Below are 21,900 nucleotides of genomic sequence, written 5' to 3' on the forward strand. Positions count from 1 at the left end.
TAATATCCCAAATTGCTTACTATCGGAAAATCAGATAGATCATGGTCGCTTCTATCGACGCGTTGATTGTGTTTTCGGAGGCCGCCGCCGCGGGCTCTTTCTCCGCCGCCGCGAGAAAGCTGGGGCGCAGTCAATCGACTGTCAGCACGATCATTGCGGACATGGAAATTGACTTAGGTGTCGCGCTCTTTGATCGAACTACCCGAAAGCCCCGTCTCACCGCACATGGCGAAGCGCTGCTCGCCAATGCCCGCGAGACCCTTGAAGCACACGATCGCTTGATACAAGCGGCCGCGCGACTCAGTGCAGGGTTGGAGCCTAGCTTGAGTCTGGCCATATCCAACACGTACCAGCCGCCTCACTATGAGAAGCTGCTCGTGGCATTCGAAAAGCGTTTTCCCACAGTCGAACTCGAGTGCCTGGTCAAGGAGGACGAAGACGTGGTTTCGCTGGTGCAGGAGCGCCGCGCAGCGCTTGGCGTAGTGGCGGCCCTGGCTAGCTATCCTCCCGAAGTCCGCTCAATCAGGCTGGCGGAATCGTCGGAGCTGGCACTGTTCGTCGCGACGGGACATCCGTTAAGCGGTGTTCGGGATCTGACAATGGAAAAGCTCGCCAGGCACCGTGAATTGCGAATCACCACGGGCGTGAAGCCGGGCGAGCATCAGAGAAGCGTGCGAGTCTGGTCTGCCGATAGTTATTTGCTCCTGCTGGAAATGGCGGAGCTGGGCTTCGGGTGGACCGAGCTGCCTCGGTGGGTGGCCGATCGTTTCGGCGCAAAAACGTTAAAGGAGTTATCGGCGCGCGGGTGGCCCCGGTTGGTCGCGGTCGACGCCTTATGTTTAAAGGGCGCTTCGCTGGGACTCGCCGGGAACTGGTTGTTGGATGCACTGACCACGCTCGGCGCAAAGGCCGATCCGAAATAGGCCCGAATGACTCGCTAAGCGCTGCTGCCGCTTAGTCTCTCGATCATGGCAATGCCCGCAGCCGGGTTGTGTGCCTTGAAGCCGCTGATCACGTATAAATACACGTCTCGCGGCGTAGTCGCTGCGGCTGGCTTGCCGATCGTCTCAAGTCCTTTCGGCGTACCGCCCGCCGCCCAGTCACGAGCCCGCTTAGTCCATAAATCCAGCGTTTTGTCGTCATAGCCTTGCTCAACCTGCTCGGTCGTCCCCATGATGCGGGCGTAGACAAACTTCGCCGTTACGTCGGCGATCTGCGGATATTTCGAATCGCCCGCCATGACGATGGCCACGCCATGCTTGCGCGCGAGGGCAACGAATGCCTCGTCGCGAAAACTCTCGTGCCGCACTTCGAGCGCATGCCGGATCTCACGGCCATCGACTTTGTGGGGCAACAGGTTCAGGAAGGCTTCAATGTCGTCTGCATCGAATTGTTTGGTCGGGGCGAGTTGCCAATTGATCGGCCCGAGCTTGTTCTTCAATTCGAGCACGCCGCTCGCGAGGAATCGCTCGACGGATTCGCCGGCCTCAGCGAGCACTCGCCTATTCGTTGCGAAACGCGGCGCCTTTAGCGAGAAGACGAAATCATCCGGGGTTTCGTCATGCCACTTTACGAACGTGGCGGGCTTCTGCGAACCGTAGAACGTGCCGTTGATCTCGATCGTGGTCAGCTTGCGGCTCGCGTATTCGAGCTCGCGCTTTTGCACGAGTCCTTCCGGATAGAACCTGCCGCGCCACGGCTCGAAGGTCCAGCCGCCGATGCCGATCCTGATCTGCCCGGCTTTGCCGGCAGCTTTATCGGTAGCATTACCCGCCGTCTTCCGCGTTGCCATGAATGAGATCCCTCCCCGTGCCCACGATGCGCTCAAGTGTAGCGAATTGGCGCCGGGCGTGTGCCGCAGGGGGCGAGAGGTTCAGCTATCGGAAGACTGAAGGTTCGCTGTGGGTCCGTGCTGCGCCGCGGAAAATCGCTTGCTGTTAGCGCGGTCGCTAGCCAAGGCCGCCTGCCCGGTACGCGTGAACGCCACGAGCGCAAGCGAAACCAGCGCGGCAAAGACGACATAAAAAGCGGGAACATAGTGGCTGCCTGTGACTTCGGTCAGCGTCGAGACGGTCAGGGGCGCAAGGCCGCCGAACAAAGTTACCGCAAGGTTGTATGACAGCGCCACGCCAGTCGAACGCGCCTTCGCCGGGAAGATTGTCGCCAGCATGCCGGGGTGCGGGCCCGCTATCGCAACCTGGAAGAGCGACGCAATAATCTGAGCGATGAGAAGATGCGTGAGCGATGGCGCGGAAACAATGAACCAGAACAACGGGAACGTGCAAAGCAACCAGCTGATCACCAATGGATAGAAAAGGCGGTAGGCGCCGAATTTATCGGCGAGTTTGCCCGAGACCGGAAACAGCAGGAAGTTGATGACCCCGCCTATGAATGTTCCAAGCAAGGCCGACTTGAGCGGGAGATGCAGTTGGTGTTCCACATACAAAGGCAAATACGCGTTCCACAAATAATTGGACGCCGTGCCAATGATCATCACACCCATCGCACATAAAGCCGCATCGCCCTGCTCACGCACGAAGTCGCCTAGCCGGAAAGCACGCGCGGCACCTGTGCGGACTTGCTTGCGCAGGGCCTCGAATTCCGGCGACTCGGCAATGTTATGGCGGATGTAAAAACCCAGCGGCCCGATGAGCGTGCCAATCAGGAACGGCACGCGCCAGCCCCAACTCACGAGGGAATTCGTAGAGAGATTATTGATGAGCAGATAGCTGCATCCTGAAGCCAGCAGTATGGCGAGCGCCTGCGACGACATATTGAAACTGCCGTAGAACATTTTCTTGCCCGGCGGCGCGCTCTCCACCACGACCACCGACGAGAGGCTGAATTGCCCGCCGATCGCCAGTCCCTGGATCAGCCGTGCCAATAGGACTAGAAGCGGAGCGGCAACGCCCAGGGTCGCGTAACCCGGCGCCAAAGCCAATATCAGCGTTCCCGCGCACATCATCAGCATAACCAACGAAAGTGCACGGGTGCGTCCCACGCGATCCGCATAGATGCCCAGCAGGACCCCGCCGAGCGGCCGAACAAGGAACCCAAGGGCGAATGTCGCAAGCGCAAGCGACATCGACACTACGCTGCTTCCCACGGAGAAGAACACCTCTGCGATGATCTTCGAGAAGTAGACATAAGCGGTGAAGTCGAACCACTCGAAGCCGCTCCCGATCACCGAGGCGATCAGTGCGCGGCGGACCTGGCGCAGGTCAGGTGCAGCGGGCGTTGATACGCCTTCGCGTTCTGCTGGATTCATATGTCATCTCCTCCTGCGCGCCGCCGCTCAAGAGCAGGCAAATGACGCGTGATATGCAGCACCGGCCCGGAACAGGAATGCGCCCGGGCGAAGGAAAAGTTGAACTAGCTGGACCGGCGCGCTCGCAGCACGCCCGCGAGAAAGTCCTGAACCGCGCTTACGGCCATCATGCCGTTGTGTGGAACGTTATCCAGTTCATCCAGTTCAACACTGACTCCCTGTTCTTCGAACGACGCCCTGAGCGACCTGAGACGCTCTGGGCGGGTCGTACCGGCATCGTTTGCGCCCGGCATGTTATGACGGCCACCTTCCCGATGTGTGATCTCCCACGTTTCCAGATCCGCCTTGCCGACCACCATATGAACAGGCACGCGGCGCAACGCGTCGAGGTCGAATGCCTTACCGAACTGCTGCTCGAAACCCTGCAAGCCGACCCACCAGTCGCGCTTGATATCGAGCAGGGTCACCGAGCCCGGTGCACCGATCGACACTGCCCATAATTTTTCCGGATGCAGGTAGGCAAACCGATTTGCAAACTGCCCGCCGCCTGAGAAACCGAACAACGCGAACTGGTCGAAGCGCTTGCCGTAACGCTCGCCGATCTCATCGACCATATCGAGCAGCACGCGGTCATAGCGAATGTCGCCTTCGATCAGATGTTTGAAACCGTCCCGGTTGCCGTCACCGCGCACGCCGACCGGAAATAGCGGGCATAAAACGATGCAGTTGTTCCAGCGGCCGAATTCCGCGAACGCGTCGCGATAGTGGGCGAACTGACGCCCCGTCCCGTGCATGACCACGACGAGTTCAACGTTGTTGCCCGACTCCATGATGGTTTCAGGCACGTACAACGTGTAAGCGAAACGCGGGTCGTGGCGCGACGCGAACACGGTCGTCGAACCCAGTTCGTAATACGCCTGCCCGCGCTCGATGGCTTTGTCTACGGGGGGGCGATCAATTGCTTGCGTCATGTCTGCAGCCTTGTAATGGAATGGTTCACCGTACAATTGTGCAGTCGCCGATTCAAAAAAACTAACTGATTTATATTTACACAAACTAAACTAAACCTTTAGTCTCGCGACGTCGGGATACCATCTCCATGAGCACCATTCGGTTTTTGCGCACGTTCTTGGCCGTCGAAAAATACGGATCCTTTGCTGCAGCCGCGGGCCGGGTTGCATTGACACAAGCAGCGGTCGGACAGCAGATGCGCGCGCTTGAGGAAGAGTTCCGAAGGCCTCTGTTCTATCGGTCAGGGCGAGTCATCACGCTAACCCCCGCCGCCCGCGTGCTGATCCCGCAGGCGCGCAAGCTGGTCGCGGCGTATGAGGCAATGCTGGCCGACGCGGACACGGGGCACGAGATCGCCGGCAGCATTACCGTGGGCGCGATTGTTTCGGCGATGGGCTTTCTGTCGGAGAACCTGGTCAGCCTGAAGGCGCAGTATCCGGCACTCGATGTCCGGCTTGTTCTTGGTCATACCAAAGAGCTCGCGGAGCAGGTCACGGCGTGCGAGATAGATGCCGCGCTCACCGTGCAGATACCGTACGAGATGCCCGTCAATCTTCAATGGACGCCGCTTTATGAAGAACCCCTTATGCTGATAGCAAGCACTCGGGTTGCGACGGCCCAGGCAGACGTCTCATCCTTGCTCAAGAGTCAGCCGTTCATTCGCTTCGACCGGACCTCGCCAACGGGGGCAAAAGTCGAGCAGACCCTGCGGCGCATGCGGATCAAACCTAAGGAGATTCTCGAGGTCAACTCAGTGGCCGCCATCATCGACCTGGTCCGGCAAAACGTGGGAATTTCTATCGTGCCTTTGCTTAAGCATGTTGCCTGGACGCGTGACCATTCGCTGATAGCACTGCAACTTCCCTACGGTCCGCTCAAGCGGGTAATCGGTATATTTGAAAATGAGCGCCAGCTTGAGATTACAGCAGTAGTGCGGCAGAAGCTGTTGCAAGCATTGGCTTGAGCCACGCTGGATTTTCGCGGCTGACTGCGCTGACCCTTACCTATCCTTACCAACGCTAAAGATTCGACTGCTTGAGTCGATAAGCTGAAGAGGCCGACTAAGAGGATGAGGGATTTGCTATGCAGATAGGCAATGCCGCGTCGTCGCCAACTCAGGAGCGGACGATATCGACTTCGAGTGCCGCGACTGACCAACGGTCTATATCGGACGATAACGTCGACCCGGTACAAACAGCGCAAGCGACCAACCCCGCAGATGTCGCGACACAGGATTCGGCCGTCACGATTTCGCCCGAAGGGGCTGCAATGGCGAGTCAGGACGCGAGCAGTGACGAGGGCTCGGCGTCGAACGTATCGGCGGTCAAGTCGCTTGCTTACGGGACGCTTGGTCTCGAACGTCCCGACCAGCCGCAACAGGATCGCAACGAGTTCTACACGGCCGGGAGATGGATCGCTGCGGGACTCACCGTCGGGGGAATTATTTCGCTACTGGTTTGAGGTTCCCGTATTGAGGCGTCTAAGAACCAACACGCGTAGCTCATTTCGCTCGCTTAGGCTTCGATTTAGCTTTTGCACCGGATGTATTAAGCGCGATAGCAGCACCGATAAGCGTCTTGAACGCCGCCGAGTCGACCTCCTCGCCTTCATGGATGTCAATCGCGCGCCTTGTGTTTCCGTCGAGGCTCGAGTTGAATAGCTTGGTCGGGTCCTCTAGCGAAGCTCCCTTGGCGAAGGTCAATTTCACTACCGACTTGTAGGACTCACCGGTGCAGATGATCCCGTCGTGCGACCACACGGGCGTTCCCATCCACTTCCACTCCTCCACGACATCCGGGTCTGCATCTTTGATGAGATTGCGCATCCTGCTCAAAGTTTCTCCGCGCCAGTCGCCAAGATCGGTGAGCCTTTTGTCGATCAACTCGGATGCCGGTTGGTCCTCGGTCGAAGCCGATTTTTTCATTGTTTCCTCCTAAAACTTCGAGACGCTTCCTGAGTTCGAGGCGAGCCTTTCCCAGCACTCGGCGATTCAGCTAGCAAATTGCTTCGCATACTCGGTGTTCAAGCGCGGCCAACCGAATTTCATAGCTTCGCCACCGACGATACGCCCAATGGGATCGTTGCCAACAAGCCGATCGAGCACATCGAGGCAGATATGCCAGCCGGCTGCACCCATCGATATGAAGCCGCGATCGATGTTGTGCCAGAGCGTAAGACGCGTGCCGTCGCCGAGCGGTTCAAGTTGCCATCGCATTTCATTTTCGCCCCAGCGGTACTCGAGCAGGGTCGGTGCATCGGCGCGCGTCACCCGCGTATCCGAGATCTGCGGCGTCGGCGTGCCGACTGTTGAAAGCTTGACGGGGCCGACTGACGCGAGGCTTCGATCAGCATCGAATGGCGCCCATTCACGCAGACTGGCCGGATCGGTCAACGCTTGCCACACTTTCTCCGGCGAGTGCCGCAACTCGCGGACGAGAACAAGTGTCCACTTTTCCCCGTCTTTTCTGACCTCGGCGCCCGCGGCAGGGCCCGGCATGTATTCGTCGCGATTGCTCATCGTTTCTTCCCCTTTTTGCGCGGTACAGGATCCATCTGATCAAGGTGGCGTTCCAGAGCGTCGACATGGACCGACCAAAATTGACGGAATGGCGCGAGCCAGGCGTCAATCTCCATGAGTGGTTCCGGTTTGATCCGGTATAGACGCCGCTGCGCATCGACGCGCGATTCCACGAATCCGGCCTCTCGGAGCACTCGCAGATGCTTTGAGACCGAGGGCTGCGAGAGGTTTAACTTCTCCTCGATATCACCCACGGACCGCTCAGACGTTGCAAGCAGACTCAGGATGGCGCGGCGGCTCGGCTCGGCGATGATGGCAAATGTCGATTCCATCTCTTATATATACTCCGTGAAGTATATACGTGTCAAACTATGCGCACGGAGGCTGCGCCATCAGGCGCGCTTTCATTTACAGTCGGAGCGTGGAGAATTGACTTCATCCGTCCAGAGGAGGTGCCATGCATATCGAGCCATTTCAGATTTCCGTGTCCGATGTTGAGATCGACGACTTGCGACGGCGTTTGCGCGCGAGCCGATGGGCATCCATGACTCCGTCCGCGCCATGGCAACAAGGCGCAGACGCCACATGGTTGCGCGAATTGGTGGAGTACTGGGCCGACGGTTTTGACTGGAGGACCGCGGAACGCGGTCTGAACCAACAACCTCAGTTCATGGCCGACGTGAATGGTCAGCGCGTGCATTTCGTTCATCGGCGTGGTGTTGGACCCAAGCCGTATCCGTTGGTCATCACGCATGGCTGGCCGGGATCGTTCTTCGAATTTCACGCATTGGCTGATCTGTTGTGCGATCCGGCTGCGTTCGGTGCTGACCCGAACGATGCCTTCGACGTCGTCATTCCTTCACTCCCGGGCTTCGCGTTTTCACCGGCGTCTGCGACCCCTGGCACCTCTGCGTTTCAGGTGGCCGATCTGTGGGCATCGCTGATGCGGGGTCTTGGGTACGAGAGTTTTGGCGCTCAGGGCGGCGACCTGGGCGCGGGGGTGTCGATCGCGCTCGCCTTGCGGCACTCTCAGGTAGTCGATGGCATTCATCTCAACTTTCTGCCGAGCTCGTACGAACCTGCAATCGATGCCGTGAGTTCGCCGCTTACCGTTGCTGAACAAGACTACCTTCGAGAGAAGGGTGAGTGGGCTGCGCTCGAGGGCGGTTATGCGCATATGCACGGCACTAGGCCGCAGACGCTAGCCGCGTCGCTTAACGACTCACCGGTCGGGCTGGCCGCGTGGATCGGGGAGAAGTTTCGCGCGTGGAGCGATTGCGAGGGTGTGATCGAGCGTAGCTTTTCGAAAGATGAACTGCTCACCAATTTATCGCTCTACTGGTACACCCAGAGCATTGGTTCAGCCATTCAAATGTACTGGGAAAACCGCTTGCAACCCATGCGTTTCGACGCCGGACAACGGATATCGCCGCCGGTGGCCTTTGCGCACTTTCCGAAGGAGATTAACCATCCGCCGCGCGGTTGGCTGGAACGAGCGTTCAATGTCGCGCAGTGGACCGACATGCCACGTGGCGGCCATTTCGCGGCAATGGAAGAACCTGAACTCCTCGCGGCCGACATTCGTAGCTTTTTCAGACGTTTCCGGTAACGAGTCCGGCGGCGAATGGCCTCTATGCGGAATGCATTCTGCATTTCGCTAATCCGCGAGCACCGCAAGCTCTCGATAGAGCCAGCGAAAATAAACTTGACAATGCACGTTGTATCTACAACAATGAATCGATCAACAAACTCGGTTCGATTCATGACTACACGTAGCGCCGTCCGCGAAATCATCAACAATTGTCTGGCCATGCGCGTTCGTATTGTCGCGCGGTCGGTTTCGGCCATCTACGAACAGGCTATGGCAAGCCATGATGTGACGGTTGCCCAAGTCAATATGCTGACGGCGTTGGGACAAATTGGCTCTTGCGCACCGGGTAAGATCGGCGAGGTGCTTCAACTGGAACGATCTACCGTTTCGCGCAATCTGGATCTGTTGATACAGAAGGGGTTGGTTGAGGCAGTGTCCTCGGATGCAAAGGGAATTCGAGAGGTCGCGCTTACAGCAGCAGGCAACGCGAAGATTGAAGCCGTGCTTCCGGATTGGCGGGCCGCACAGAAACAGGCCGGCAAGTTGCTTGGGCCGGATGGAGTGAGGGCAGTCCACAAAGCGTCGGAATCCGTCTGGAATTCGCCGTTTTGATATGTCGCTGCCTCTGATTGACGCCGTCGTTTCGATGGCATTTTTTTTATGCTTAATGTTGTATATACATCAAATATCAACCCTTGAAGGAGATGTCATGACCATCGAGAAAACCATGAACGTAAGAGCAATCGGTCCTGCTTTGCAGCTACCGAAACGATTGGCGACGGCTGCAATGGCGGTCATGTTGACGCTTTCCATGCCTGCTTTCAGCTCCGTACAGGCGGCGGAACCCGCACAAACGCCCGCTTCACTTGGACTACCTGACGTTCCCACCACCAGAATACTTGCCATCGGCCGGTTGACGTCGAAGTCAACGCCCGGCGCTATCGGTGCGATGCTTCCTCAGGAAGTTCGCGACACGGTCAAACTCTATCTTGGGGGAAAGATTGAACAGTGGTACGTCCGCAAGGACCAGGCCAGTGTCGTTTTTATTCTTAATATGACCGATGTGAATGAGGCGCGTAGAACACTGGAACAGTTACCGCTCGGCAAGGCTGATCTAATGGAATTCGACCTGATTCCACTGGGTCCGTTATCTCCGTTGGCAGCCCTGGGCGGTGCAGCAAACCGGTAGAAAATAGCATGGCATCTTAAGTCATAAGACAGCGTGGGGCGAAGGATATTGGAACGGTATTGCGTTTCATATATATAGGATTACGAACGGTATTTAAATATATCTGGAGAACGAGATGAACGATGAACTGTATTTGGTAACGGGCGCGACAGGGGCCACTGGTCGGAGTGCCATCGACCACCTGTTGTCAAGGGGATCGAAGGTTCGGGCCTTCGTGCATAACGACGACGATCGTGCCCAGGCATTGCGCGGCAAAGGAGTCGAGGTCGTCTTCGGCGATCTCCTCGATAACGATGCCGTTCAAAAAGCAGTGCGGGGAGTGACTGGCGCGTATTTCGTGTATCCCGTCATGCAGCCGCAGCTCGTCGATGCGAGCGCCTATTTCGCGCATGCCGCGATAGCCGCAGGGGTACGTTCCATTGTCAATATGTCGCAGATTTCTGCAAAGGCTGACGCCGTAAGCCATGCTGCGCGTTCGCATTGGTACGGCGAACGCGTATTCGACTGGGCCGGCGTTCCCGTTACGCATTTGCGTCCCACGTTTTTCATGGAATGGCTGACGTACGGGTTTCAACTGCCGCTTATCGCTAACCACGATCTCATCAAGGTTCCGGCGGGAGACGGGCGCCACGCACCCATCTCGGCGGAAGACCAGGGACGCGCCATCGCCAATATCATGCTCGACCCAACGCCGCATTCCGGCAAGACCTACCCGCTCTATGGGGCGGTGGAGATGAATCACGACGAGCTTGCGAGCGCCGTTGGCGAGGCATTGGGCCGAAAGATTCGCTACGAACCGGAGAGTTTCGACGATTTTAGCGAACGGCTGAATTCGATCGGGATGCCGAAGCATTTCATCCAGCATATCGTTGCGGTTTATCGCGACTACCAGAACGGAGATTTCGCCGGGAACAACAATGTAATTGAGGCTTTAACGGGTAGAAAGCCCATGACGGTAGGCGAATATGTCAAAGCCAACCGCAAGCTCTTTCAACCGCAAGAACGCTAGTCCGAATTGCTGTGATCGCTGTAGCACCCCAATTTCTATCAACTGGAGTTTTAACATGTCTCAAGCCAAAAATCCGCGCGTTCATGCACACATCCTGCCGGCGCTCAATGCCGTCGTCGCCCCCACGAACAAAATCCTCGCGATTGGTTCGGTGACAACGAAGGGAACGCCCGACGCAATTGCCTCGATCCTGCCTTTCGAAGTGCGCGCCACTGTCCGCAACTACCTGGCCGGCAAAATCGATCACTGGTACTTCCAGGCCGAGGGGTATGGGGTTGTTTTTATCATGAACGCCTCGAGTACAGCCGAAGCTCACGAGATACTGGAAAAGCTACCCCTGGGCGTGTCGGGCATGATGGAATTCGAACTCATTGCTCTTTCACCTCTGAAGCCGCTAGCCCTGTTGCTCGGTGATCCTCCGGTTGCTTAATGCGAAAGCCCAAGCGATCGGTCCGAAAAAGCTGAGCGTCTTGCTGAGCGCCTCACGGGCGCCACATTCCGCGTGACTGTTTTTCGAATATTGCCGCAAGAAACGGGGGGCATTGGAATGCCTTCGTCGATATGGTTCAGGCAGAGAGAGGCGATCGTGCCGCTCTTCTTCAACCACAGTCATTGAGGAATTCACCATGTCCAAGGAAGACGACAACAAGGCTATCGTAGGCCGCTGGTTCACTGATTTCTGGGGCAAGACCTGCAACCTCGACATCGTCGACGAACTTGCTGCTCCTGACATGCTTCTGCGCTACTCGTTGCACGAACCGCGCCATGGGCGCGAGGACATCAAGGCATTCATGACCGATTTCCGCGAGGCGTTCCCGGATCTCAACTTCTGGGGCGCGGCTGATCTCATCGCCGAGGGCGAGTATGTGGTTGGCCGTTGGGAGGGGGGCGGCACGCATACGGGTCCTGCATTCAGCGATTTCCTGATTGGCTCGTTGCCGGCTGCGACTGGCCGGAAGATGCGCTTCACCGGCACGACCGTGCTGCGTCTCAAGGATGGCAAGATTGTTGAGGAGATCGGTCTGGACGACGGCGTGACCGCCTTGCAGCAACTCGGACTCGTCAAGGCAGCTTGAGCGCGCGCGGCGTTTCCAGTATCTTTCAGAAATGCCGTGCGCAGTCAAATTCTTCAGCTAACCACTAGCCGTCCCCGCGAAAACAGCAATGCATTTCACTCAGGATGCCGAATTAGTTGACGAACCTGCATCTTCCCCGTGCATAACCGTCTTTCCTTCGGAGATCACCTCGGTGAGCGAAGAGCGCAACAGATCGATAGCCCGCATGAGCCGGCCCGGAACGGAACCGTGAACGAACCACACATCGACTCCCGTGCGAAAGTCGGTGGTCTCTATAACCTGGAGCGCGGGACGATGCACAGTGCGTTCCAGCATGTCCGGCGTGACGAGCCCGATACCGAGGCCACGCGCTACCAGAGACAATTGCAGCTCGGAGCCAAACGCCTCCACGGCGACATTGAACGGCACGCCCGCCGCTTCCATCGCGCGCCTTAACACCGAGCGCATCCCGCAGCCATCCTGATTGAGCACCCACTCGTAACGGGCCAGATCCGCCAATGTCACTGGCGTATCGGGCAGACCTAGGCTGCGCGCTGCGACGATCACCGTCGGCAGGAACGCGAGGCGTGTAGCGCGCAACGTCTCGGGTGGTGCGATGCCGGACGGCATCAACACGATCGATGCATCGAGCGACGCCCGTTCCACGCTTTGCATCAAAGCTGGCGACCAACCCGCTGTTACGCGCAGCGTAAGCCGGGGAAAGGCATCGCGCAGGAGATCGACTGGCTTTTCGAGCGCCATTTCCGCCAGAAACGGCGGCATTCCAATTCTCAACTCGCCGGACGGCTCGCTTTCGGGAGAGGCCACCAACAATAGATCGTCCACCGCGCGCAACACGGTGCGCGCGAGCGCAACCACCTCGTTGCCCGCGGCGGTCGGCTTGAGCGGCTTGCTTTGGCGATCGAGCAATTCCACGCCCAGCATGGTTTCAAGGTTTTGCACGCGCCGTGTCAACCCGGGCTGCGTGAGATGGAGTTTTTCCGCCGCGCGCACCATCGAACCGCTGTCGACAACCGCAACGAACGCTTGTAGATCTCGTGTATTCAAATGGGCGCTCCAAAAACGTATTCAAAGATAGCACGCATAATCATTATCAACATATTTCAATTGTCGCATAATAAATGCATCACTAGGATGGCTTCTCAGATCCCGTTTTGAGAACCCGTTCGATGAATCCATCAGCAGAAAGTCCCGCCCGTGCCATCACGACGCAGGAAGTCGACAACCCGCACAGACTCACGGGGCCGTTGACTGTCTTCTTCGCGACCGCAGTCGGCGTGATCGTGATGAACCTGTTTGCCGCACAAACGCTGACCGGTGCGATCAGCCGCAGCCTGCATCTCGCGCCTGAGTTCTCCGGCCTCGCAGCCATGCTGCCGCAACTGGGCTACGCAGTGGGCCTGATGCTGCTTGTGCCGCTGTGCGACCTGCTGGAGAACCGCCGGCTGATCGTGCTCACACTGGCATGCGGCGCCGGTTTTCTCGCGATCGCGATGCTTACCGAGTCACGCATAGTGTTCCTGGCCGCTGTCTTCCTGGCGGGCGCCGCCACCAGCGTGATCCAGATGCTGGTGCCGATGGCCGCTTCGATGGCGCCGGAACGTCACCGTGGACGTGCAGTCGGCAACGTGATGAGCGGCTTGATGCTCGGCATCCTGTTGTCACGTCCGGCTGCGAGCTTGATTGCCGGGTCAGCGGGCTGGCGTGCTTTCTACGGGCTTGCAGCGGGGACCGATGCACTCGTCGCTATCGTGCTGTATGTGAAACTGCCTGTGCGCATGCCGGCCATGCCGAAGCGTTACCCGGCCCTCCTGTACTCGCTCTGGACATTGCTGCGCACTGAGCCTGTGCTGCAACGGAACGCTGTATCGGCGGCGTTGGTGATGGGCGCGTTCAGCGCGTTCTGGACTGCGATCGGCCTGCGGCTCGTGCAGCCGCCATTCAGCTTCGATATGAACGGCATCGCACTGTTCGCGCTCGCCGGCGCGGCGGGTGTGATCGTGACGCCGCTCGCCGGCCGCGCGGGCGACCGCGGGTGGGGTCGCAAGACCTTGCTTGCCGGTCACCTGACGATGCTCGCGGCGCTTGTGGGAATCGGCATGGCAGGCGCGGGCTGGGGAGGCTTCTCGGCGAGCGCTCATCCTGTTCTGGCGGTTGCGATGCTCGTCGCGGGTGCGGCCGCGCTTGACGCAGGCGTCGTCACTGACCAGACCTTGGGAAGACGTGCGATTAACCTGATGGATCCCGCCGCGCGCGGACGGCTGAACGGTTTGTTCGTCGGTGTTTTTTTCGTCGGTGGCGCGTTGGGAGCTGCGCTTTCCGGCGCTGCGTGGGCGTCGGCTGGCTGGACCGGCGTGTGTGTAGTCGGATGCATTTTCACCGGCCTCGCTTTCGTTCTCCGGCGGGTGAGGCACGCTGACGAAGCGGGTTAAGAGTCTCGACGTCCGATCTTGTCGGAATGGCTCAGGCATGCAAATCATTTGTCGATTTCCGCGATTTCCGCGATTTCCGCGATTAATCGCGGTTGGTCGTTGAAATGGATACGACTGAGCCGTTATTCGCTGTCGCCGCCGAACGGCAGTTCGCTGGGTTACGTGCACAGCAGGCCGGGCACAAGCGCTTTAGCGCCACCCATTTCATAATTCACGCGAAGGCGCGGCTACATCCAATATGAAAGGTTGCTAAGTTGTATGTATAGGGGGAGACTCGGTCCGGGGCTCATCCTTACAAAATCGAATAAGAAGCAGCCTCCAGTTCACCTCGCCCTGCCATCGCTTTGCCACACCAGTGGCATTTGCACCACCGCTCCCATCCCAGTTCCACGCGAGGCCGCACGGCTACGCCATGCAATCAACGATTGAAAGCTGCGATCTCGAGCCCATTCATGCGCTCGGCTTGATCCAGGGGTATGGAGCGTTGGTGGCATTTGATCGAGCCGGATTCGTAGTCGCCCGTTCCACCAACGCAACGTCTTTACTCGGACACTTGCCTGGCCTCGGCATGAAGATGACCGACGCACATTTCGATGAAACCGCGAGAGATGCCATCGCCCGGGTACTGGAGAATCCCGAGCAAGTCGCTGAGAGCGTGCAATGTTTCGGAGCGGACCAGCGGCGTTTCGACCTTGTCATGCATTGGTCCGATGATTTACTCCTGGCCGAGTGGGAAGCAAAGCCGTTGATTGTCCCGCCAATTACGCATTACGCGAACCTGGTACAGCAAAGTATTCAACAGTTGCAGCGCAGTGCCGCCTCGTCGTTGGAACAATTGCTGCAAGTCGCGACAGACGCCATACGGACGCTCACCGGGTTTGATCGGGTGATGGCGTATCGATTCCTGCCGGACGGCAGCGGTAGTGTCAGCGCCGAATCCAGGCGTGCCCAGCTTGCGCCGTACCTTCACCTGCGTTACCCAGCCGGAGATATCCCGGCGCAGGCGCGACGCCTCTACGTCCTCAATCCAATACGCCACATTGCAGATGTTGGAGACGTCCCGGTGGCGATCGAACCCGCTATTCCTCAGGCAAGCGGTAAGCCGCTCAACCTTACTTATTCGATCTTGCGCAGCGTCTCGCCCATTCACATCGAATATTTGACGAACATGGGTGTCGCGGCCTCGATGAGTGTTTCGATCGTCGTCGATGGCAAACTGTGGGGCCTGATTGCATGTCATCACATGAAACCGTTGTCGGTGCCTCATGCAGTTCGCGTGTCCTGTACCGTGCTGGCTCAAGTGCTGTCGATTACCGTCGAGCGGAACGAACTTTCCCAACGTGCTTTAGCAGAGTGCCGTATTGAAGGTCTGCGTGGTCAGGTGGCTAACGCGCTGGCATCGGCGGACGACGCTACGGCCGGATTGCTAGCCGCGAACGACGCCATGCGCGGGTTGATCGGGTGCGATGCGCTGTCGGTACTGGTGGGCCAGCGGGTAGGGTCGTTTCCGGCGAACCTCGATCGCGCGGCCGCCATCAAGGTGGCCGACTATTTGAGCGACCACCGTCAGGACTTGCTCGTGACCGACTCCGTTTCGCGAGACGTGCCGGCACTCGACGGATTGCTCACGGAAGCCAACCATGCCTCAGGCATTCTCGCGATCCAACTAAGCGGCACGCCCGCGATCACGATCATCTGGTGGCGAGCCGAACTTGTTGAAACTGTCCATTGGGCGGGACAACCCGAGAAGCTCACGGCGACCGGCACGAATGTCGAGTGCCCAAGGCCACGAAAATCGTTTGAAATCTGGAAAGAGACGGTGCGCGGCAGTAGTCGAGCCTGGGACGCGACCGACCGGTTTGCGGCTCGGGAACTTAAAGCGATCTTGCAGGAGGTGGCGCTCAATCATATCCGGGTGGCCGAGCACGAACGCGCTGCTTTGCTTGCAATTATGGGTCACGACTTGCGCGACCCCCTCCAGGCCATCGATATGGTTGTCACGCTAATGGGGCGCGGGCTTCTCTCAAATGCTGACGGCGTCAAACGCATCGAATACTCATCGCAGCGCATGCAGTCGTTGATCGCCTACATCCTGGACGTAAGCCGCTTGCGTACCGGAGTAGGTCTGGCCATGGAAGTTCGCAAGATAGCGCTCGCGCCGCTCCTGTATGCGACTTTCGAACGGGCGCAACAAGCGCACCCTGGGGTCGAGATGACCGTGGCAATCGGCGAGCTCGGAGAGTGCCTGGTGGATGGAGACCGTCTGGTACAAGCTATCTCGAACTTGCTGAGCAATGCCCGGCATCATGGAGATATGCGTTTTCCGATCCAGGTCAGCGCGAACCGTTGCGGGGATCAACGGCGTATTGAGATTACGAACCGGATCCCGGCTGGCGTTTCGTTCTCACCGGGGCTTATGACAAGTCCCTTCATCGTATCGTCGTCGAGGAACCCGCGGAACAAAACGGGGCTTGGCCTCGGGCTATATATCGCAAACGCGATCGCAGTCGGCCTCGGCGGTGCCCTGGAAGTTGATCGCATCGGGGACGACGCCCGATTCACGATTGTGCTCAACGACGACCCGTTGTTAACGGGCACTGCTCATTAACAATTGCCCGGCAGGCGAAGCGTTCGTGCAACGCACCTCACGCCATACCGGAAATTGCTCACGCTGGCGTCCGTTTTGGGCCCTTCTGCAGCCGCTGGCACCTCGCAGCTTGAGCTGCGGGTTCCGGGTCGCGTGTCGCCGATCGCGGCATGCAAAGGTCAGCCGGCAGGCGTCGCTCGCCAACTGCAATACCGGAGGAACGACTGGCCGGTGTGCATCAAATAGCCGCTGGTCAGGTTCGATAACGCACCTTCCAAGACCAGGCTATCCGCCACTTGCCAACTCCGTGTCCTGCCCCCCCCGGAATCCTGAACTGCTGCCCAGTAATTCATTTGCTACACTTGATTGCGAAGCAGGCCTGTTTGTCGCTTGATTCGACCCTGATGGCAGCTGAGTTGGGAATCGTCGTGACCCGTTTCGGCGGCTTCAACGGTCGCGCATTCAACACCAATCCGGTTTATGGAGAAGGGCTTCACGGTCACTGTTCTGCTCGTTTGCGTTGCCGAGATGACTCCGGCTCCATTACCAAAACCACGACGTCGCGCCTGCCAATGGCTTCACATCCCGTTAGATAACAAGAAAGTAACGAGACTCTGAGTAAGCAGTTCACGAATTCGTTAGCCGGGAATGCACTATGAAGCGGCTGACCCACGCTACGACTCGAGTACGTTGGCGTTTTTCTGTTCATGGGCCTGGCGCCACTATTGCGGGCCCACGCGTCGGTCCTTCCTCGCAGGGCATGAATGAGTGCGGAGGTGTCGCCATGATTGAGTCTTCCGATTTCCGGAGCAAAAAGATTGCGCTTAATCACGGAGACGGCCGTATGCCCGCGCTCGGATTTGGCACGTTGATCCCCGATGCGGCTACGACGATCAGTGCCACCCGATACGCGCTGGAAGCCGGCTATCGACACTTCGATTGTGCCGAGCGATATCAGAATGAGCGCGAGGTGGGCGAGGCTCTGCGGATAGGGCTTGCTGCCGGAGGGATTGCGCGCGAAGACATCTTCATGACCACAAAATTGTGGAACTCCAATCATCGGCCTGAGCGCGTCGAAGCGGCTTTCGAGGCAAGTCTTGAAAGGCTCGGGCTCGACTATCTTGATCTCTACCTGATACATACTCCGTTTGCATTTCAATCGGGTGACGAGCATGATCCGCGCGATGAAAGCGGCGATGTCATCTACGATAAAGACGTGACATTGCTAGACACGTGGAAGGCGATGGAAGATCTCGTCGACGGTGGAAGATGCAGGGCCATCGGACTTTCTGATGTTGGCTTGAACGAATTGCGGCCTCTCTATGAATCGGCACGAATCAAGCCGGCGGCGGTGCAGATCGAAGCACATCCGTATCTTCCGGAAACGGAGCTCCTGGAGTTCTGCAAGGAGAAAGAGATCGCGTTTTTGGCTTTTGCGCCATTGGGTCACGGAATCAGGCCGGGACCGCTCGACGATCCAGTCGTCTTGCAGATTGCAGCGCGAATTGGAATTACGCCGGCACAGGTACTGCTTGCATGGGCGATCCAGCGTGGCGGGGCTTTGCTCACCACCCCTAAAACCCCGGCCCGCGCGCGAGAGAATTTCGATGTCTCGGCGCTTCCGGCAGACGCATTCGACGAGATCAACCGGATTGAGACGAGGCAGCGGTTCAACCAAGTCGTCAAGACAGGCAGTCCCGGGTTTATCCCGCGGAGCAAGCAATAGATTGAAGTGAACGGTATCCGGAGGCACTCCATGCAGGAAGAACAAATACGTGAAGCCCTGAATGCGCACTGGCACGCGTCGGCGGCCGGTGATCTCGACGCGGAACATGATATTTACGATGACGATGCCATCTGTGACTATCCCCAATCAGGTGAACGAATTATCGGGCGAATCAATTTGCAGGCGCTGCGGGGTCACCATCCAGGTAAGCCATCAGGTTTCGATGTCAGGCGAATTCAAGGTGAAGGCAGTCTGTGGGTCACGGAATACGCCATCACCTATAACGGGCGAGTCGCTTACACAGTCAGCATCATGGAGTTCTGCAACGGCAAGGTTATTCACGAGACCCAGTATTTTTCGGATCCCTTCGAAGCACCGGGTTGGCGGAGCCAATGGGTTCAGAAGATCGCGTGACGTCACATTGCCGCGAGATCTAATACTTTAATGGCCGCACTGGTCGGGGTGTTGTACGTTGTTGCACAACAGACTTTTGCATGGGGATCGCTTCGGGTGCCCGGTAAAGTTCCTTGCGACGATGCGTCGGTGATCATCGCCGTGACCGTGATTACCGTTTAACCGACCTGGCGATTGCCGTACTGTGCGGCATCGTCATAGCTGCATTGAACTTCGCCTGGCTGCATGCGCGCGAAATACGCGCCGAGGTGAAAACAGCAATGAAGGTGCGCGAACAGATGTCTTGCACGGCACTTTGTTCTTCGCATCGAGCGCGAATTTCCGGGACCTTTTCCAGCCCCTAACCGATGCAGAAGAAGTCATCGTTGATTGCCAGCATTTGCATGTTGCCGATCACTCTGCAATCGTTGCTTTTGAAGCGCTAAAGGAGCGCTATCTAAAGGCCGGGAGGCGTTTGCGATTTGTGAACCTGTCGTCGCGCAATCAACCTATTCTTAAGCGCACCGGTGCTTTGCTTGTCAACGCCTGACGCCGATTTAGTCGCATAGCTGTGTGGCCGTTGTACTTCGAGACCGGACTTCGCCACGAGGCTGCGAATGCGCACCTGCTAAACTCGTCCCGGTTCCCGACTTAAGCGACTTTGAATAAACCAATCATGAAGAGTAGCTCCAAAGGCGGCCTTGTCTATTCCACCGATAGCGGGCGGATGTGTCCCGAATGCCGGCAAGCGCTCGCAGAGTGTATCTGCAAGACGGTTGCCAAGACACTGCCGGTAGGTGATGGCGTAGTGCGGGTGACTCGCGAGACCAAAGGCCGGGGCGGGAAGAGCGTGACGCTCGTCAAAGGGCTGGCGCTCGATCCGCTTGCCTTGGCACTGCTCGGCAAGCAATTGCGCACGGCCTGCGGTTCTGGTGGAACCGTCAAGGACGGCGTGATTGAAGTGCAGGGTGACCATTGCGAGCGGGTCATCGAAGCGCTCAAAAAGTTCGGTCACAACGCGAAGCGGGCCGGAGGCTAATCGCTTCAATGAGCAGCGGTGGAGTGAGTTCAATGGACCGGGTGCGTCGCAGGAACGGTCAATCAACATCGAACCATAGGCGCCGGCCCGCTCAGACAGACTAACGCACCGGTTCGAGTTCACCGAGCCGTCGTGACGCGGCATGAGCAGTTTCCTGACAAATGCGGAAGCCTCGCTGGCCCAGGCGACGAAGCCATCGGGGCGCACGAGCGCAGCGCTAAACCGAGGCAGGCCGTCGTTTCAATATTCGAAACGATTTAGCGCATTGAACCCATGGGGATTTCAGTGCCGGGGGTGCGTGCAGTGACTTCGTGCCTGCAAAGATAATCGGGCCATTGACTGCCACGATATTCCTCGCGTTTCGTCGAAAAGAATCTACATTAACCAATGTGGCCCGTTCGCTTCGCCTTCTATGCCGCTCACTTTTTGCAGTAGGTTCACGCGCAAAGATAAGGTATTCGAAGCATCGGCACGAATTCGCCGTTGAGAACTCACATGTCGTCGTCAACGTTTTGAACACTGCGTTCGGTCGTGGCGCGGATTGTGTTCGCCCATCGTTACGGCAAAGTTTCAGATGTCCCATGGTCGGCAATCGTCAACTTACGGAGATCAGCATGACGACTTATTCCTGGACAGGTGCGGCAGGAACAGAGGATTTCTCGACGCCGAACAACTGGCTGGTCGCGTCGCCGCCACCGCTGCCGGCCTTGCCAGTACCGGGTCCGGGCGACGACGCGATGTTCGACACCGCCAGCGCGACGATCGCGGGCACGGGTACTGCCGGGCGGCTCATCTTCGGCGGGTCCGACGTTGTCAGGGGACAATTGACGGCCGTGATGGGTACCCAGGCCGCTGCAGACTTGTCGTTGCACCCGGGGGCTGTCCTGACTACGCCATTCATAGGCATCGGGGTTTCCTCGGGCGATGTCGGCAAGCTGACTATCGGCAAGCACAGCAGCCTGGTCGTCAACGGATTTCATCTGCCCAACAACTACGCAATCGGAGTTGCCAACGCGACGGGGTCGATCGGAACGTTGCGGGTGCATGGCGCGGGCGCGACCCTCAATGGCGGCGGCGAACCGATGTCGATTGGCCAGAACGGCAACGGGGTGATGCAGATTGAAGACGGTGGCATGGTAAGCGCCGGAAACGCGGACCCGCTTATCTATCCCTGGGCCGTCATCATCGGCAATCATGCTGGAGCGAATGGCACTGTCGAGGTGTCGAACGGATCGCTGCTGGCCCAGGGAGAGATCATTGTCGGCCGGTCGACGAGCGGCATGCTGAAGATCGGTCCATCCGGGCTCGTCAGCGCACCCGACCTGGCGGCCGGCTGGACGCCGGCCGGACAAGGGTCGATCACGGTCCATGGCGAGCACGCGCGGCTGGTTCTCATCAACACACTGGAAATCGGGCACATGGGTTTCGGCTCACTTGACGTCACGGATCACGGCGTGGTTTCTGCGGGCGTCAGCACTATCGTGAACGGTCCAGTGACGCTCGCGGACGGGTTAATTGAAACGACAGGCATGGCGGTCAACGCGAGCGGGACGCTTGTCGGCCATGGCACCGTGATCGCTGCCGCGGGCTGCATCAACACGGGAAATATCAGTGCGTCCCAGCAACTGACGCTCATTGGCCCGATGCAAAACAACGGCATGATCAAGGCGGTTGCGGGCAGCGACTTACGCTTCGTCGGCGCGATCAGCGGTTCCGGCACGATCACGTTGACAGCAGGCAGTACTGCGTCGCTCGAAGCGGTAGCAAGCGGCCAGACTGTCGCGTTCAGCGGTGGTAATTCAAAGCTCGTCCTGCGCAGTCCTCCCGCGTTCAGCGGCAGCATCTCGGGCTTCAATGGGAACGACACAATCGTGCTGGATGCCCCCGCGACCAATTTTTCATTCGTGCCAGGTCTGCTCACCGTTTTTGACGGAGCGATCCCTGGAGTCATCGTGGCGCAACTCGCAATGATCGGCCCATATTCCGTCGTGAACTTCGACCTTGTACCCGGCAACCCTGCTGTGATCAAGTATGTTTAAGGCCTGGCCGTCACTCCGGTGA

The 21,900-nt window shown here is 58.2% G+C and carries 22 protein-coding genes and 1 pseudogene; 16 read left to right on the forward strand and 7 right to left on the reverse strand.

Features of this window, described 5'->3' with window-relative positions:
* Window positions 1–41: 41 nt before the first annotated feature.
* Window positions 42–923: a LysR family transcriptional regulator gene (locus FH08_RS0111265; RefSeq protein WP_031358416.1), complete on the forward strand. Its 882-nt coding sequence runs from the start codon at window positions 42–44 to the stop codon at window positions 921–923.
* Window positions 924–937: 14 nt separating this feature from the next.
* Here the strand turns inward: FH08_RS0111265 and FH08_RS0111270 are convergent, their stop codons facing one another.
* From FH08_RS0111270 to FH08_RS0111280, 3 genes are all read right to left on the reverse strand, one after another.
* Window positions 938–1,792, reverse strand: coding sequence for a DUF72 domain-containing protein (locus FH08_RS0111270; protein WP_031358417.1), 855 nt, complete (start codon window positions 1,790–1,792; stop codon window positions 938–940).
* 81 nt (window positions 1,793–1,873) lie between these two features.
* The gene (locus tag FH08_RS0111275) at window positions 1,874–3,268 is read right to left on the reverse strand and encodes an MFS transporter (protein WP_063771192.1); all 1,395 of its coding nucleotides are present in this window, start codon (window positions 3,266–3,268) and stop codon (window positions 1,874–1,876) included.
* Between the two features lie 104 nt (window positions 3,269–3,372).
* Window positions 3,373–4,239 carry a hydrolase gene (locus FH08_RS0111280; RefSeq protein ID WP_031358419.1) on the reverse strand — a complete coding sequence of 289 codons (867 nt, stop codon included), beginning with the start codon at window positions 4,237–4,239 and terminating at the stop codon, window positions 3,373–3,375.
* Between the two features lie 128 nt (window positions 4,240–4,367).
* On the opposite strand from FH08_RS0111280, the gene FH08_RS0111285 reads away from it, so the two are divergent.
* Window positions 4,368–5,243, forward strand: a complete 876-nt coding sequence (locus FH08_RS0111285) for a LysR family transcriptional regulator (protein ID WP_031358420.1) — start codon at window positions 4,368–4,370, stop codon at window positions 5,241–5,243.
* 119 nt (window positions 5,244–5,362) lie between these two features.
* On the forward strand, window positions 5,363–5,740 hold the full coding sequence (locus FH08_RS0111290) for a hypothetical protein (protein ID WP_031358421.1): 378 nt from the start codon (window positions 5,363–5,365) through the stop codon (window positions 5,738–5,740).
* A 40-nt stretch (window positions 5,741–5,780) separates the two neighbouring features.
* Here FH08_RS0111290 and FH08_RS0111295 read toward each other — a convergent pair whose 3' ends face one another.
* From FH08_RS0111295 to FH08_RS0111305, 3 genes are all read right to left on the reverse strand, one after another.
* Window positions 5,781–6,203 (reverse strand): DUF1801 domain-containing protein, encoded by a 423-nt coding sequence (locus FH08_RS0111295; RefSeq protein WP_031358422.1) that lies wholly within the window; start codon window positions 6,201–6,203, stop codon window positions 5,781–5,783.
* Between the two features lie 66 nt (window positions 6,204–6,269).
* Complete coding sequence (locus tag FH08_RS0111300) at window positions 6,270–6,797, reverse strand: SRPBCC family protein (RefSeq protein ID WP_031358423.1); 528 nt, start codon at window positions 6,795–6,797, stop codon at window positions 6,270–6,272.
* Complete coding sequence (locus tag FH08_RS0111305; RefSeq protein WP_031358424.1) at window positions 6,794–7,129, reverse strand: ArsR/SmtB family transcription factor; 336 nt, start codon at window positions 7,127–7,129, stop codon at window positions 6,794–6,796. Before FH08_RS0111305 ends, FH08_RS0111300 begins: the two co-directional genes overlap by 4 nt.
* A 125-nt stretch (window positions 7,130–7,254) precedes the next feature.
* On the opposite strand from FH08_RS0111305, the gene FH08_RS0111310 reads away from it, so the two are divergent.
* The 6 genes from FH08_RS0111310 (at window position 7,255) to FH08_RS0111335 (ending at window position 11,662) form a co-directional block, all read left to right on the forward strand.
* On the forward strand, window positions 7,255–8,406 hold the full coding sequence (locus FH08_RS0111310; RefSeq protein WP_031358425.1) for an epoxide hydrolase family protein: 1,152 nt from the start codon (window positions 7,255–7,257) through the stop codon (window positions 8,404–8,406).
* 102 nt (window positions 8,407–8,508) lie between these two features.
* Entirely contained in the window at window positions 8,509–9,000 is a 492-nt protein-coding gene (locus FH08_RS0111315; RefSeq protein WP_235210338.1) for a MarR family winged helix-turn-helix transcriptional regulator, read from the forward strand.
* Window positions 9,001–9,097: 97 nt separating this feature from the next.
* On the forward strand, window positions 9,098–9,577 hold the full coding sequence (locus FH08_RS0111320) for a hypothetical protein (protein ID WP_235210333.1): 480 nt from the start codon (window positions 9,098–9,100) through the stop codon (window positions 9,575–9,577).
* A 115-nt stretch (window positions 9,578–9,692) separates the two neighbouring features.
* On the forward strand, window positions 9,693–10,586 hold the full coding sequence (locus tag FH08_RS0111325) for an NmrA family NAD(P)-binding protein (protein WP_031358428.1): 894 nt from the start codon (window positions 9,693–9,695) through the stop codon (window positions 10,584–10,586).
* Between the two features lie 55 nt (window positions 10,587–10,641).
* Entirely contained in the window at window positions 10,642–11,016 is a 375-nt protein-coding gene (locus FH08_RS0111330; RefSeq protein ID WP_031358429.1) for a hypothetical protein, read from the forward strand.
* 196 nt (window positions 11,017–11,212) lie between these two features.
* On the forward strand, window positions 11,213–11,662 hold the full coding sequence (locus FH08_RS0111335) for an ester cyclase (protein ID WP_031358430.1): 450 nt from the start codon (window positions 11,213–11,215) through the stop codon (window positions 11,660–11,662).
* Window positions 11,663–11,761: 99 nt separating this feature from the next.
* Here the strand turns inward: FH08_RS0111335 and FH08_RS0111340 are convergent, their stop codons facing one another.
* Window positions 11,762–12,709, reverse strand: a complete 948-nt coding sequence (locus tag FH08_RS0111340) for a LysR family transcriptional regulator (protein WP_031358431.1) — start codon at window positions 12,707–12,709, stop codon at window positions 11,762–11,764.
* Between the two features lie 122 nt (window positions 12,710–12,831).
* Here FH08_RS0111340 and FH08_RS0111345 point away from each other — a divergent pair, with 122 nt between their 5' ends.
* The 7 genes and pseudogenes from FH08_RS0111345 to FH08_RS0111380 all read left to right on the forward strand — a co-directional run bounded on the left by FH08_RS0111345 (window position 12,832) and on the right by FH08_RS0111380 (window position 21,878).
* Window positions 12,832–14,094 (forward strand): MFS transporter, encoded by a 1,263-nt coding sequence (locus tag FH08_RS0111345; RefSeq protein ID WP_081889438.1) that lies wholly within the window; start codon window positions 12,832–12,834, stop codon window positions 14,092–14,094.
* Between the two features lie 412 nt (window positions 14,095–14,506).
* A complete protein-coding gene (locus tag FH08_RS0111350) occupies window positions 14,507–16,702 on the forward strand; it encodes a GAF domain-containing protein (RefSeq protein ID WP_031358433.1) in 2,196 nt (731 codons plus the stop codon).
* A gap of 763 nt (window positions 16,703–17,465) precedes the next feature.
* On the forward strand, window positions 17,466–18,407 hold the full coding sequence (locus tag FH08_RS0111355) for an aldo/keto reductase (protein WP_031358434.1): 942 nt from the start codon (window positions 17,466–17,468) through the stop codon (window positions 18,405–18,407).
* 30 nt (window positions 18,408–18,437) lie between these two features.
* Window positions 18,438–18,821: a nuclear transport factor 2 family protein gene (locus FH08_RS0111360; protein ID WP_031358435.1), complete on the forward strand. Its 384-nt coding sequence runs from the start codon at window positions 18,438–18,440 to the stop codon at window positions 18,819–18,821.
* Between the two features lie 30 nt (window positions 18,822–18,851).
* Window positions 18,852–19,350, forward strand: a pseudogene (locus tag FH08_RS0111370) (STAS domain-containing protein); the annotation flags it as partial.
* Window positions 19,351–19,476: 126 nt separating this feature from the next.
* Window positions 19,477–19,839 (forward strand): translation initiation factor Sui1, encoded by a 363-nt coding sequence (locus FH08_RS0111375; protein WP_031358437.1) that lies wholly within the window; start codon window positions 19,477–19,479, stop codon window positions 19,837–19,839.
* A gap of 614 nt (window positions 19,840–20,453) precedes the next feature.
* The gene (locus FH08_RS0111380; RefSeq protein WP_160172460.1) at window positions 20,454–21,878 is read left to right on the forward strand and encodes a hypothetical protein; all 1,425 of its coding nucleotides are present in this window, start codon (window positions 20,454–20,456) and stop codon (window positions 21,876–21,878) included.
* Window positions 21,879–21,900: the final 22 nt, after the last annotated feature.

The organism is Caballeronia sordidicola, assembly GCF_000729995.1.
Classification (GTDB): domain Bacteria; phylum Pseudomonadota; class Gammaproteobacteria; order Burkholderiales; family Burkholderiaceae; genus Caballeronia; species Caballeronia sordidicola_A.

Excerpts from the sequence above, each read along its gene's own strand:
- FH08_RS0111275 (WP_063771192.1), bottom strand. The coding sequence starts at position 3,268 with ATGAATCCAGCAGAACGCGAAGGCGTATCAACGCCCGCTGCACCTGAC.
- FH08_RS0111285 (WP_031358420.1), top strand. The coding sequence starts at position 4,368 with ATGAGCACCATTCGGTTTTTGCGCACGTTCTTGGCCGTCGAAAAATAC.
- FH08_RS0111330 (WP_031358429.1), top strand. The coding sequence starts at position 10,642 with ATGTCTCAAGCCAAAAATCCGCGCGTTCATGCACACATCCTGCCGGCG.
- FH08_RS0111280 (WP_031358419.1), bottom strand. The coding sequence starts at position 4,239 with ATGACGCAAGCAATTGATCGCCCCCCCGTAGACAAAGCCATCGAGCGC.
- FH08_RS0111265 (WP_031358416.1), top strand. The coding sequence starts at position 42 with ATGGTCGCTTCTATCGACGCGTTGATTGTGTTTTCGGAGGCCGCCGCC.
- FH08_RS0111320 (WP_235210333.1), top strand. The coding sequence starts at position 9,098 with ATGACCATCGAGAAAACCATGAACGTAAGAGCAATCGGTCCTGCTTTG.
- FH08_RS0111355 (WP_031358434.1), top strand. The coding sequence starts at position 17,466 with ATGATTGAGTCTTCCGATTTCCGGAGCAAAAAGATTGCGCTTAATCAC.
- FH08_RS0111315 (WP_235210338.1), top strand. The coding sequence starts at position 8,509 with ATGCACGTTGTATCTACAACAATGAATCGATCAACAAACTCGGTTCGA.
- FH08_RS0111325 (WP_031358428.1), top strand. The coding sequence starts at position 9,693 with ATGAACGATGAACTGTATTTGGTAACGGGCGCGACAGGGGCCACTGGT.
- FH08_RS0111270 (WP_031358417.1), bottom strand. The coding sequence starts at position 1,792 with ATGGCAACGCGGAAGACGGCGGGTAATGCTACCGATAAAGCTGCCGGC.
- FH08_RS0111310 (WP_031358425.1), top strand. The coding sequence starts at position 7,255 with ATGCATATCGAGCCATTTCAGATTTCCGTGTCCGATGTTGAGATCGAC.
- FH08_RS0111375 (WP_031358437.1), top strand. The coding sequence starts at position 19,477 with ATGAAGAGTAGCTCCAAAGGCGGCCTTGTCTATTCCACCGATAGCGGG.
- FH08_RS0111295 (WP_031358422.1), bottom strand. The coding sequence starts at position 6,203 with ATGAAAAAATCGGCTTCGACCGAGGACCAACCGGCATCCGAGTTGATC.
- FH08_RS0111300 (WP_031358423.1), bottom strand. The coding sequence starts at position 6,797 with ATGAGCAATCGCGACGAATACATGCCGGGCCCTGCCGCGGGCGCCGAG.
- FH08_RS0111335 (WP_031358430.1), top strand. The coding sequence starts at position 11,213 with ATGTCCAAGGAAGACGACAACAAGGCTATCGTAGGCCGCTGGTTCACT.
- FH08_RS0111380 (WP_160172460.1), top strand. The coding sequence starts at position 20,454 with ATGACGACTTATTCCTGGACAGGTGCGGCAGGAACAGAGGATTTCTCG.
- FH08_RS0111360 (WP_031358435.1), top strand. The coding sequence starts at position 18,438 with ATGCAGGAAGAACAAATACGTGAAGCCCTGAATGCGCACTGGCACGCG.
- FH08_RS0111345 (WP_081889438.1), top strand. The coding sequence starts at position 12,832 with ATGAATCCATCAGCAGAAAGTCCCGCCCGTGCCATCACGACGCAGGAA.
- FH08_RS0111350 (WP_031358433.1), top strand. The coding sequence starts at position 14,507 with ATGCAATCAACGATTGAAAGCTGCGATCTCGAGCCCATTCATGCGCTC.
- FH08_RS0111290 (WP_031358421.1), top strand. The coding sequence starts at position 5,363 with ATGCAGATAGGCAATGCCGCGTCGTCGCCAACTCAGGAGCGGACGATA.
- FH08_RS0111305 (WP_031358424.1), bottom strand. The coding sequence starts at position 7,129 with ATGGAATCGACATTTGCCATCATCGCCGAGCCGAGCCGCCGCGCCATC.